This is a genomic window from Amycolatopsis sp. NPDC058340, assembly GCF_042723975.1.
Classification (GTDB): domain Bacteria; phylum Actinomycetota; class Actinomycetes; order Mycobacteriales; family Pseudonocardiaceae; genus Amycolatopsis.
Map to the genome: position 1 here is coordinate 176,306 of NZ_JBHXIB010000011.1, position 10,428 is coordinate 186,733.

10 protein-coding genes are annotated in these 10,428 nt (G+C 69.3%); 5 read left to right on the top strand and 5 right to left on the bottom strand.

Translation table 11 applies throughout. The features are described 5' to 3' along the window. Nucleotides 1–211: 211 nt before the first annotated feature. From ACFWIW_RS16410 to ACFWIW_RS16425, 4 genes are all read left to right on the top strand, one after another. Complete coding sequence (locus ACFWIW_RS16410; RefSeq protein WP_219151305.1) at nt 212–691, top strand: DUF6069 family protein; 480 nt, start codon at nt 212–214, stop codon at nt 689–691. Between the two features lie 23 nt (nt 692–714). Further along, a complete protein-coding gene (locus ACFWIW_RS16415) occupies nt 715–1,089 on the top strand; it encodes a hypothetical protein (RefSeq protein ID WP_378369206.1) in 375 nt (124 codons plus the stop codon). A gap of 108 nt (nt 1,090–1,197) precedes the next feature. After that, complete coding sequence (locus tag ACFWIW_RS16420) at nt 1,198–1,671, top strand: GyrI-like domain-containing protein (RefSeq protein ID WP_378369207.1); 474 nt, start codon at nt 1,198–1,200, stop codon at nt 1,669–1,671. Between the two features lie 165 nt (nt 1,672–1,836). After that, nucleotides 1,837–2,877: a zinc-dependent alcohol dehydrogenase family protein gene (locus ACFWIW_RS16425; RefSeq protein WP_378369208.1), complete on the top strand. Its 1,041-nt coding sequence runs from the start codon at nt 1,837–1,839 to the stop codon at nt 2,875–2,877. Between the two features lie 276 nt (nt 2,878–3,153). On the opposite strand, the gene ACFWIW_RS16430 is transcribed toward ACFWIW_RS16425, so the two are convergent. The 5 genes from ACFWIW_RS16430 to ACFWIW_RS16450 all read right to left on the bottom strand — a co-directional run bounded on the left by ACFWIW_RS16430 (nt 3,154) and on the right by ACFWIW_RS16450 (nt 8,977). Then, the gene (locus tag ACFWIW_RS16430; RefSeq protein ID WP_378369209.1) at nt 3,154–3,849 is read right to left on the bottom strand and encodes a CBS domain-containing protein; all 696 of its coding nucleotides are present in this window, start codon (nt 3,847–3,849) and stop codon (nt 3,154–3,156) included. Between the two features lie 23 nt (nt 3,850–3,872). Next, nucleotides 3,873–5,462 carry an ABC transporter permease gene (locus tag ACFWIW_RS16435; protein ID WP_378369210.1) on the bottom strand — a complete coding sequence of 530 codons (1,590 nt, stop codon included), beginning with the start codon at nt 5,460–5,462 and terminating at the stop codon, nt 3,873–3,875. After that, nucleotides 5,459–6,355, bottom strand: coding sequence for an ATP-binding cassette domain-containing protein (locus ACFWIW_RS16440; protein WP_378369211.1), 897 nt, complete (start codon nt 6,353–6,355; stop codon nt 5,459–5,461). Before ACFWIW_RS16440 ends, ACFWIW_RS16435 begins: the two co-directional genes overlap by 4 nt. Further along, nucleotides 6,352–8,592, bottom strand: a complete 2,241-nt coding sequence (gene ppsA / locus ACFWIW_RS16445; RefSeq protein ID WP_378369212.1) for a phosphoenolpyruvate synthase — start codon at nt 8,590–8,592, stop codon at nt 6,352–6,354. The genes ACFWIW_RS16440 and ppsA overlap by 4 nt, the downstream gene beginning before the upstream one ends. Before the next feature lie 118 nt (nt 8,593–8,710). Further along, entirely contained in the window at nt 8,711–8,977 is a 267-nt protein-coding gene (locus ACFWIW_RS16450; RefSeq protein ID WP_378369213.1) for a DUF1876 domain-containing protein, read from the bottom strand. A 202-nt stretch (nt 8,978–9,179) separates the two neighbouring features. On the opposite strand from ACFWIW_RS16450, the gene ACFWIW_RS16455 reads away from it, so the two are divergent. Further along, nucleotides 9,180–10,361 carry a site-2 protease family protein gene (locus tag ACFWIW_RS16455; protein WP_378369214.1) on the top strand — a complete coding sequence of 394 codons (1,182 nt, stop codon included), beginning with the start codon at nt 9,180–9,182 and terminating at the stop codon, nt 10,359–10,361. Nucleotides 10,362–10,428: the final 67 nt, after the last annotated feature.

Sequence of the window (10,428 nt, forward strand, 5' to 3'; positions counted from 1 at the left end):
GCCGGGGCCCGCCCCGGCCCGTCGCCGGGTGGGTGTCACCCAACGGCGGGGGGGCCCCCGCCCCCCCCCCCCTCCGCCCCCCCCCCCCCACGTCCGGTGCGCAGCCGAACGCACCGCGGACCGCGGCGCTCCCGGTTCACAGGCCGTTGGTCCCGCCATCGGGGTTCCTCGGCCCCTTCTGCGCGACTGGGCCGGCGAGCAAGGTTTCACCATGGACAACGACTTCGAGGAAGAAGAGCGACCTGCTGTCAACGGAGCACGGCTGTGGGCGGGCGGTGCCGCGACGGCGGTGACCGCCGCCTTGACCGCGATCGTCGGGATCCTGATCGCGCGCGGCCTGGTCAAAGTCGCCGTATTGGCGCCCAGCCGCGAAGGTGCCTGGGGTGGCGCGAGCAGCCTCACCTACTCGCTCGCGTCGGCGGCCATCGCCCTCGCGGCGACAGCCCTGCTTCATCTTCTTCTGCTGACGGCACCGAAGCCCCGGACGTTCTTCGGCTGGATCATGGTGCTGTTCACCGCGATCGCCGTCGTGATCCCGTTGAGCCTGGGTGCCGCACTGGACGCACGGCTCGCGACGGCGATCATCAACCTGGCGATCGGGCTGGCCATCACGATCACGCTGTCCGGCGTCGCGGGTTCGGCCATCCGCCCCCGGCGGACGACCGGATCGTTCGAACACGAATCGCCCTGACACCTTGCTGGGAGAGAACCCCCATGGCATTGAGCGAACAGGAACAGCACACCGAGCGTGCGAGGCGTGGCCGTCCCGAGGTCGCGGACGTCGGCGTCCTGGCCGCCGAACTGCTCCAGCAGGCCCGCGAACACCACTCCCGACGTGCCGCCAGGACCCTGGTGGCAGGCAACTCCCAGCGGGTCACCCTCATCGCGCTGGCCGAGGGCGCCGAATTGGCGGAACACGACTCGCCCTCGGCCGCGACACTGCACGTCATCACCGGACGGGTTCGCCTGAGCACCCACGACCACGACCGGCTCCTCGACCACGGTCAGCTCACCGCCATCCCACCGGAGCGGCACAGCCTGACGGCGTTCCTCGACAGCGCCGTCCTGCTCACCGTCGCGCTCCACTGAGCATCCGATCAGGCAGTGGCGGTCGGCTGGTATGCCGGTGACCTAGGACGGTCTGGGAAGGGACCTTGGCTCCTCTGCAGCGGTCGCCCGGCGCCTGATGCTCGTGTCATGACCTATCCAGTGGAACTCACCGAACTCGAAGCCCTCACCGCCGCACATCTGCGCCGCCACACCACGATCGCCGACATCGGCGAGTGCGTGGGAGCGGGGTACGAAACGTTGTACGCCTTCGTCGCCGAAGACGGGACCGCACCGAGCGGCCCTCCCCAAGCGGCCTATCGGGGAGACTTCCTACCGGGCGAAAAGCTCGCTCTCGACCTCTACCTGCCCATCCCCGGCGACCTCCCGGCGCAAGGCGATATCGACATCGTCACCCTCGCGGGCGGGCCTGCCGTACGCACCTCGCATCACGGGCCTTACGAAGAGATCAGTGCGGCGTATGAAGCCGTGTACGAGTGGGTTCACGAAAACGGGCGTCAACCCGCTGGAGCACCACGGGAGTTGTACCTCCGTGGTCCGGACAGCACACCGGACCCCGCTCTCTACGTCACCGACGTCGTCCTGCCGCTGCGGACAGAGTGAGCGCGAGCCGGCGGCCCTCAGCTCGTCACCTCGCCCTTCTGCAAACCGAAAAGTGCGGGTGATGCGGCCGGACGTCGCGCCCCGCAGGGGCTTTGGGCCCTGTGTCGAGCGGCGATCGGACGACACGCTCGAACCAGCAGGCCTTTCCGAAAACCAGGAGGAAGCATGAAGGCTCTCGTATACGACGGACCGGGACGACGGGCTTGGACCGATCGGCCTCGGCCGGTGCTCGCCGCGGCGACCGACGCGATCGTCCGCGTCGACGCGGTCACCATCTGCGGCACCGACCTGCACATCCTCAAAGGCGACGTCCCGGCCGTGGAGCCCGGCAGGGTCCTCGGTCACGAGGCCGTCGGCACGATCATCGAGGTCGGCGACGCGGTGACGACCCTGAAGCCGGGCGATCGCGTACTGGTCTCCTGCATCACCGCCTGCGGACGGTGCGAATACTGCCGGAAAGCCGTCTACGGGCAGTGTCTCGGCGGCGGAGGCTGGATCCTGGGTCACCGGATCGACGGCGTGCAGGCGGAGTTCGTGCGGGTTCCGTTCGCCGAGACCTCCACCTATGTGCTGCCGAAAGGTGTCGCGGACGAAGCCGCGCTGATGCTGGCCGACATCATGCCGACCTCCTACGAAGTCGGCGCTCGCAACGGAAAAGTGCAGCCAGGCGACTGCGTCGCGATCGTCGGTGCCGGCCCGATCGGGCTCGCCGCGATCACGACGGCGCAGCTGTTCGGACCGAGTTCCATCGTGGTGATCGACAAGGAACCCAGCAGGCTCGCCGCCGCGAAGAGTTTCGGCGCGGACGTCCTCCTCCAGCCCGGGGAGAATCCGGCCGCGGCGATCGCCGAACTCACCGGTGGTCTCGGCGCGGACGTCGCGATCGAAGCGGTCGGCGTGCCCGAGACCTTCGAGTTGTGCGCGGAAATCGTGCGGCCCGGCGGGCACGTGGCGAACGTCGGTGTCCACGGCGCGCCCGCGACGTTGCATCTGGAAGACCTCTGGATCCGCGACATCACCATCACCACGGGTCTCGTCGACACGTCGAGCACCTCGATGCTGCTGCGGATGCTCGCGGCGGGACGGCTCGACACGACCCGGTTCATCACCCACCGGTTCGGGCTCGACGAGATGGACGAGGCCTACGACGTCTTCGCCCGGCCCCAGGACAGCGACGCGCTCAAGGTCGCGCTCTTCCGCGGCTGACACGCCGACGGTAAAAGAGGTTATCGAGGGGCAAGTCAAAGACGGCGCAGCCCGAGGAGTGCCCGGACCGCCGAGCGTAAGCCGGACCTCGACCCGAGTGTCTATAAGGGGGGTCGTGAGTGGTAAAGAGCGTTCTAACGCTCCTTACCACTCACGACCCCCTTCGAAACCGTACATATAGACACCAATCGGTCGCCGATTCGTCGATAAGTGTCTCTTGTGGACGTTCGGCCCCGCCTCCGGCTCCCCAGTGGCCCGGAAGGGAGGCCGTGTCGGTCAAGAATGACGCTTCAACGCCTCGATGACCCCCGTGCCGACCGGTTCCTCGATCGGCAGATGGCTGTCGTCCATCTCCGCGGTGAGGTACTCACGGACGTCCACCACGCCGTCGAGCCGACGGATGAGCGCCACGATCACCGGGATCATGCCCGTGCGTTCGACCTGGCCCCGCACCGTCACGACGCCGTTGTGCACGGAGACCGACAGCGTGTCGGGATCGATCGCCATCGCGCGTTCGACGACCTCGGTGCGGACTTCCTCGCGCAAATCCGCGTCAGAACGGAGAAAGCCGCGCAGGAGCTCGGATCTCCCGACGATGCCCACCAGTTTCCCGTCGTCGTCGAGGACCGGGAGCCGGTGCACCCGGTGAACCTCCATCCGCCGGATCGCTTCGTCCACGCCGCCATCCTGCGTCACCGTGATCGCGGGCGCGGTCATCAACTCGTCGGCCCGGCTTCCCTCGACTTTGCGCCGCAACCGGGGACGGACACGCAGCAGGCGGTGCCGGATCTGCCGTTCCAGCAGATCGCGCTGTGACACGACGCCGACCACTCTGCCTTCGTCGTCCACCACAGGCACACCGCTCACTCCCCACGACGCGAGAAGAACGGTGATCGCCTTGAACGGGGTCTCCGGCCGCACCGTGAGCACTTGGCCGCGCATCACCTCGCGCACACGACGACGTCTGCTCATCTCGATCTCCTTTCCGAAAGGTGTCAAGCCGCGATGTCTCGGCGCCGGAAGCCGGCCATACCGGCCGCGAGCAAGGCGCAGGTGGTCAGGACCAGCCAGGGAATGGACGTCATGCCCGCCGTCGAACCCGGCAGGCTGGGGAGGTGGGTGAACGGGGAAAGGTTCAGGACCAGTTGAGGGACGCCGAAGAGCACGCCGAACTCACCGACCACGACGACCGCCGCCAGCACCACCCAGACCAGCCCGAGCCTGCGCGGGACCAGCCCGAACAAGGCGCACGCCAACCCCGCGAGTACCCATACCGCGGGCAGTTGCACCAGCGCGGCGGCCGTCAGCCTGCCGATCTCGGCACCGGGGTTCCCGGTCTGCAGGCCGCTCGCGAGTCCGGCGCCCACGCCGACCGCGAGCAGCGGGACGACGCTCCCGGCGATCGCGAGAATCAGATAACCGGTCAAAAGCCGGGTTCGCGAGACGGACGAGGCGAGGAGCGGCTCGACCCGGAGCGTCTCTTCCTCGGTGTGCAAGCGTGTGAGCGCGGATATCGCGTACACCGAGACGACGACTCCGGCGATACCGAGCTCCAGCGCGAAAAACGCGTCCGACAGGGCTTCTTCCCCGCCCAACGCGAGTATCAGCCGTTCGGCCCGGGGATTGTCCAGGAACTTGCCGATCCCGCCGGCCAGGTTGCCGATGACGAGACCCAGGATCAGGTAGACCGCCGTCCAGGCGAGCAGACCGGTGCGGTTGAGCCGCCAGAGCAGGCCACCGATGCTTCGCAGACCACGGCCGGCGTGCGCGGGGCCGGCGCGGTCGGCCAGCAGGCCCGCCCCGAGGTCACGGCGTTCACTCAGCCGGACCGCGACGAGCATCAGCACGGCGGCGAAGGCGAGGGGAAGCGCCACCACCCACCAGCGTTCCCCGGCGAACGGCCGGATCTGCTGTGCCCAGCCGACCGGGGACAGCCAGGACAACCATTCCGGCCCGGAGTCCCCGATGGCGCGCACGAGGTAGGCGAGTCCGAGAACGCCACCGGTGATCCCGGTGGCCAGGCGCGCGGACCGGCACAACTGCGCGATGACCGCCGCGATCGCCCCGAACGCCCACCCCGTCGTCATCCACCCTGCCCCCAAGGCCACCGACCCCGCCAAGGGCAATCCCGCGGCGACGAGTCCACCGGCGGTCAGGATCCCGACGGCCAGTCCCGTGACGACGGTGACCGCGAGCGCCGCGGCGAGCGACGCGTGCCTGCCGAGCACGCCGGAGCCGAGCAGGTCCAGCCTGCCGGATTCCTCCTCCGCCCTGGTGTGGCGAACCACCGTGGTGATGAGCAGCAACGCGACCAGCGCCGCGCCGAAGCCGGTCAGCTTGAGCACCGCGGCGGCACCGAGCGAGGTGGGGTCGTAGATGCGCCCGTAGAAGGCGACCAGCGCGGGCACCGCATTGACCGCCTCGGCGAACACGGTCAGCTCCCGTTGCGACGGATAGAGATCCGCCGTGGCGGCGGCCGCTCCGGCGGTGGTGGCCGCGCAGGCGAGTGTCCACAAAGGAACGCGCAGGCGCTCGCGGCGTAGCGCGAGAAGGAAGAGGACGCCGGTTCCGGTCAGTGTGCTCATCGGGGTTCCAGGGCAGGCTCGCGATAATGGCGCAGGAAGAGTTCCTCGAGAGTCGGAGCCTGACTCGTCAGACCCAGGACTCCGGCGCGGCCGAGCGCGACGAGAACCGCGCCGAGTTCCGCGTTGTCGACGGTCAGCCGGACGATTTCCCGGTCCTGGCTGAAATCGTGGACACCGGGCAGTGCCGCGATCCCGTCCGGTGGGCCGGTCAGCCGTGCGGTGAGCGATGTCCGCGTCAGATGCCGGAGTTCGTCGAGGCTCCCGGTGTCGACCACGCGCCCGCCCCGGATGATGCTGACGCGGTCGGACAACGCTTCGGCTTCGGAGAGGATGTGGCTGGACAACAGCACGGTCCGGCCGCGGTCGCGTTCCTCCCGGATGCACCCGCGGAAGGCGTCCTCCATCAGCGGATCGAGGCCGGCGGTCGGTTCGTCGAGCAGGAGCAGTTCGGCGTCGGAGGCCAGCGCGGCCACGACGGCGACCTTCTGGCGGTTGCCTTTCGAGTACGCGCGTCCCTTGCGGGTCGGATCGAGATCGAACAGGTCCAGATAGCGGTCACGACGGCGCACGTCGATGCCGCCGCGGAGCCTGCCGAGCAGGTCGATCACCTCGCCGCCGGTGAGGGTCGGCCAGAGAGCCACCTCGCCGGGCACGTAGGCCAGACGCCGGTGAAGCGACACCGCGTCACGCCAGGGGTCCCCGTCCAGCAGCCGCATCTCGCCGGCATCGGCCTTCAGCAGTCCCAACAGGAGCCGCAACGTCGTCGTCTTGCCTGCGCCGTTCGGCCCGAGGAAGCCGTGGACTTCGCCGGTCCGGACGGTCAGGTCCAGTCCGTCCAACGCCTGGGTGCGGCCGAAGCTCTTCCGCAGGCCGCGGATCTCGATCGCGTTCATCGGGCGGCGTCCAGCAGGACCCGCCGTTCCGCGGCCGCGATCGCGCGCCGGGACGCGTCCACCGCGTCGGGGTTGACGGAGATCGACGTGATCCCGAACCGCACGAGGTGCTCCGCGAAGCCCGGCTTCACCGAAGGTGCCTGACCGCACAACGAGGAGGTGATCCCCGCGTCCCGGGCGGCGCCGACGATCCGTCCGATGGTGTCGAGCACGGCGGGGTCGGCTTCGTCGAACAGCTCGGCGCAGACGGCCGAATCCCGGTCGACCCCGAGAACCAGCTGGGTGAGGTCGTTGCTGCCGATGGACACACCGTCGATGCCCATCCCGGCGTACTCCGGAAGCCAGTGCACCACGGACGGGACCTCCGCCATGATCCACCGGTGCAGACCGCGCTGCCGTCCGAGCGGGCTGGCGTCGATCAGCTCGAGGCAGGCCTCCAGCTCCCACTTCGTGCGGACGAAGGGGATCATGAGGTGCAGGTTCGGCGTCTGTTCGCGGACACGGGCGAGTGTGCGGAGTTCGAGGTCGAACAGATCCTTCTCCCGCACGTACCGGAAGCAGCCGCGGTAGCCGATCATCGGATTGCTCTCGACGGCTTCGTAGGCCTCACCCCCGGCGAGACCGCGGAACTCGTTGCTGCGCAGATCCGTCGTCCGGTAGACGACCGGGCGCGTGCCGAAGGGCCGGGTGATCCGCAGCAGCGACTCGGCCATCGAGTCCACAAAGGACTCTTGTTCGCCCTTGGCGATGAGGTCGCGGGGATGGCGCCCGCCCAGCGCCTCGGTCAGCAAGAACTCCGCCCGGAGCAATCCCACCCCGTCGACCTGGCGCGCGGCGACCTCCTCGGCATGTTCCGGCATGGCGAGGTTGACGTACAGCCTGGTTCCGATCGTCTCGGCCGCGACGGGCGCGGCGATCGGTTCGGTGTGCGCCCGGGGCCGGGTGTAACCGGACCGCACCTCTCCGGTGGTGCCGTCGACCGTGACGGGGCCTCGGCCCGCGAGCACCCGGGTCGCGTCGCCGGTGCCGACGACGCAGGGAACCCTCAGCTCCCGCGCGACGACCGCGGCGTGGCAGGTCATGCCGCCACCGTCGGTCACGAGCGCCGAAGCCCGCCGGATGGCGGGTACCCAGTCGGGGTTGGTCATCGGTGCGACCAGGACCTCGCCGTCCCGCAGCTGCCCGCCTTCGGCCGGATCGCACAGCACCCGCACCGCTCCGCCGCCGACGCCCGGTGACGCGGCCAATCCCGTGACGAGGACGTCCGGCGCCTGTTCACGCTCCGGCGGCAGGGTGGTGACGGGCCGGGACTGGACGATCCAGATTTCCTTGCCCGTCATGGCGAACTCGATGTCCTGGGGCGTTTCGTAGTGGTCTTCGATCCTGGTCGCGAGCCGCGCCAGCTCGAGGACGGTCGCGTCGTCGAGAACCCGGCGGCCCGCCGTCTGCGTGGGAAGCGCGACTTTGACGTCTCCCCCGCCCACCTCGGCGATGATCTTGTGGGACTTGCTGCCGACCCGCGCCGAAACCAGCTGGAGGTCTTCCTTGGCCACCAAGTAGGTGTCCGGTTCGACCGCCCCGGAGACGATCGCTTCGCCTTGGCCGAAGACCGCTTCGATCACCAGACGGTCTCGATCGCCGGACCGCGGATCCGCGGTGAAGATGACGCCGGAACGATCGGCGGCGATCATCTTCTGCACCACCACGGCGATCGCGGGTTCCCCGGTGAAGCCACGGCCGGCCCGGTACCCGATCACCCGGGGGGAGAACAACGACGCCCAGCAGTCGACGATCCGTTCGCGGACGGCGTTGTCCCCCCATACGTTGGTGAAACTGGCGTTCATCCCGGCGAACGAGGCTTCCGCGCCGTCCTCGCCCGTCGCCGAAGAGCGGACCGCGATGGGCGTCGACTGCCCGATCCCGTGATAGGCACCGATCACGTCCGTCAGGACGCCGGCCGTCATCCCCGCCCGGCGGACCAAAGCGCGCAACTCGTCACACAGCCCGGACAGCTGCTCCGGCGCGTCCGCGGACGCGAGTGCCTTCTCGTGCAGCTCAGCGATCTCACCGCGCACTCCCGCTTCGTCGAGTGAGGCCAGGTACGCCTCGCGGAGCACGACGAACCCCGGAGGGACGGAGAACCCGGCGGTGATCAGCTCACCGAGGTTGGCGCCTTTCCCGCCCGCCGATTCGGCGTCGGCGAGGCTGACCGCCGACAAGTCGCGTACATAGCTCATCGCTTTCCTCCGGACGTTGGCCTTCCAAGGAATCCATGCTCGCCGGAGCCGCGGTCGCCGCTCTGCTGCCCAAAGTCCCGGTGCGACGGGACTTCGTCCCCACGGCGGGCCTGGGCGGTCAGCCGCCGAGGTGAGCCGGCTTGCCCGTGACGCCCTCGATATCCGCCGCGGCCGCGTCGAGCAACCGGTGCGCAAGGTGGCTCAGCGCCCGGGAGGCGGCCAGTTCGTCACCGATCTCGGGCACATCCGAATCGGCCGGGTTGAGCCGGGCGACCCCCACCCCCGTCAGGCCGGTTCCATCCCGATTCACCAGACGCGCGGTCGCCCGCGTCTGTGCCTCGTGCTCGTCGATGAAGATCTCCACGGTCCACCGCTTCTCCTGCATTCGTGCCTCCTTGGTCCGTTGTCGGTCCTACGGGCCCACCGTGTTCCGGCGACCGCACCGGTCGAAAGTGCCGAAGGTCCCGGCTCGGCGGACGTCCCCGCCATCGAGGCTGTTCGGCCCTAGTCGCCCGCCCGCGCCCGGAGAACCGTTGGGCGGGTCCGATCCGCGAAAACACCGAGCGACACCCGGGGAAGGGAATCCGATGTTCCGCACCGCCATCCCGCTCGGCCGGTGGGCCGGGGTCGTCGTACGAGCCCACTGGTCGGTACTCGTCGTGCTCTTCCTCATCACCGACCTCCTCGCCTCGGCCGTCTTGCCCCAAGCGGCTCCTGGCGCGGAAAGCTTGTGGTATTGGGTCACCGGTGGACTCACCGCGACGGGCTTCCTCGCTTCGCTTCTCCTTCACGAGCTCTCCCACGCCGCGGTCGCGCGGCGCCACGGCGTGAAGGTCAGGCGGATCACGCTGTGGATACTCGGTGGCGCCGCCGAACTCGAGGGTGAACCACCGACACCGAAAGCCGACTTCTTGATCGCGGTGGCGGGCCCGCTAGCCAGTCTGCTGATCGGAGGTACCGCGCTCGGTGGCGCTGTCCTGGCCGCGGGGGCGCTGCCACCGCTGCCGGTCGGCGGCCTGGCGTGGCTGGGGGTCAGCAATCTCCTGCTCGCGGTGTTCAACCTGCTGCCCGGCGCACCACTGGACGGCGGCAGGATCCTGAGGGCGGTCATCTGGTGGCGGCGGGGGGATCGTGCCCGGGCAGGCGCCATCGCCGACAGGTCCGGCCAAGTGCTGGGCGCCGTCCTGGCCGTGGCGGGTTTGGCGCAGCTGCTCTTCCTTGGACAGTTCACCGGCCTGTGGCTCGTCCTGCTCGGCTGGTTCCTGATCTTCGCGGCGCAGGCAGAATTCGCCGCCGGTCCGTTGCGCGAACGGCTAGCCGGGTTGCGGGTGCGCGACATCATGAACTCCTCACCGGTGATCGCACCCGGCTGGTGGACGGTGGACGCCTTCGCCGAATTCGCCGCGGGTGCGGGCCACGAACGCGTTTTCCCGGTGATGTCGTTCGACGGCGTTCCTCTCGGCATCGTCAGCCTCGGCGAGCTGATCAAGCTGCCCGCCGACGCCCGGCATGCGACCAGGGTCGTCGACGTCGCGCGGAAGGATCAGGCGGTCACGGTCGTCGGCGCCGATGCCGAGGTCGCCTCGCTCATCGATCGAGGTTTTCCCCGATCCGGCCGCGATCTCGTCCTGGTCACCCAGGCCGGCGGGCTGGCGGGCGTGGTCGGCGCCGACGACCTGGCGTGGGCCTTCGAGCTGACTGCGTTGGACCACCGCCCTCGGATCGCCGGTGGTCGAACGTCGACGTTCGACCACCAATCGGTGACCTGACGCATCCTTTGACGCCGACATGACCCGCTGCTCCACGTCGCGGCAAGCACATGAGGGGGACCACCCC

Coding starts and splice junctions, on each gene's coding strand:
- ACFWIW_RS16410 (WP_219151305.1), top strand. CDS start 212: ATGGACAACGACTTCGAGGAAGAAGAGCGACCTGCTGTCAACGGAGCA.
- ACFWIW_RS16415 (WP_378369206.1), top strand. CDS start 715: ATGGCATTGAGCGAACAGGAACAGCACACCGAGCGTGCGAGGCGTGGC.
- ACFWIW_RS16420 (WP_378369207.1), top strand. CDS start 1,198: ATGACCTATCCAGTGGAACTCACCGAACTCGAAGCCCTCACCGCCGCA.
- ACFWIW_RS16425 (WP_378369208.1), top strand. CDS start 1,837: ATGAAGGCTCTCGTATACGACGGACCGGGACGACGGGCTTGGACCGAT.
- ACFWIW_RS16430 (WP_378369209.1), bottom strand. CDS start 3,849: ATGAGCAGACGTCGTCGTGTGCGCGAGGTGATGCGCGGCCAAGTGCTC.
- ACFWIW_RS16435 (WP_378369210.1), bottom strand. CDS start 5,462: ATGAGCACACTGACCGGAACCGGCGTCCTCTTCCTTCTCGCGCTACGC.
- ACFWIW_RS16440 (WP_378369211.1), bottom strand. CDS start 6,355: ATGAACGCGATCGAGATCCGCGGCCTGCGGAAGAGCTTCGGCCGCACC.
- ppsA (WP_378369212.1), bottom strand. CDS start 8,592: ATGAGCTATGTACGCGACTTGTCGGCGGTCAGCCTCGCCGACGCCGAA.
- ACFWIW_RS16450 (WP_378369213.1), bottom strand. CDS start 8,977: ATGCAGGAGAAGCGGTGGACCGTGGAGATCTTCATCGACGAGCACGAG.
- ACFWIW_RS16455 (WP_378369214.1), top strand. CDS start 9,180: ATGTTCCGCACCGCCATCCCGCTCGGCCGGTGGGCCGGGGTCGTCGTA.